Annotated in this window: 1 protein-coding gene; it reads left to right on the forward strand. The window is 39.8% G+C overall.

The genetic code is table 11. The features are described 5' to 3' along the window. On the forward strand, positions 1 to 719 hold a 719-nt coding region (locus tag IEY42_RS22230), incomplete at both ends, for an IS982 family transposase (protein ID WP_188927337.1).

The following is a 719-nucleotide window of genomic DNA, read 5'->3' on the forward strand; positions in this document are numbered from 1 at the left end:
TGATGACCATTATTATTCATTTCCATCAATCACATTACCGAGATTTCAAAAATTACTATCTGAACTATGTTTGTCGCCAGCTAAAGCCCTATTTTCCTGAGTTGCTAAGCTACACGCGTTTCCTTGCATTAATGCCTAGCGTCGTTGTGCCCATGTGTAGCTATCTGACCTCAAAGCTTGGAAAGCCAACTGGTATTCAGTTTGTCGACTCCACTAAAATTGAAGTCTGTCATATCATTCGAGCGAAGCGAAATAAGGTTTTTGAAGGCATTGCCGAACACGGAAAGGGAACCATGGGGTGGTCGTTTGGATTTAAACTGCATCTTATTATCAATCACTTGGGTGAAATTGTAGCGTTAAAACTGACGAAAGGTAATGTGGATGACAGGCAGCCTGTAAGTGAAATGGCTGAGTACCTTTTCGGTAAGCTTTATGGCGATAAAGGCTACATTAGCCAAGCTCTAACGGGTGAGCTTTTGGAAAAGGGCGTTGAATTAATCACCACCGTTCGTAAGAACATGAAGAAAAAGTTTATTTCTTTATGGGATAGAGCCATGTTAAAAAAGCGATTCATCATTGAAACAGTAAATGACCAATTGAAAAATATTTCCTATATAGAACACTCAAGACACCGCAGCGCGCATGGGTTCATGCTTAATCTACTTGGTGGATTGATTGCATATTGTTTAAAAGACGAGAAGCCATCATTAAATCTAACA

The organism is Shewanella algicola (assembly GCF_014648035.1).
Taxonomy (GTDB): Bacteria; Pseudomonadota; Gammaproteobacteria; order Enterobacterales; family Shewanellaceae; genus Shewanella; species Shewanella algicola.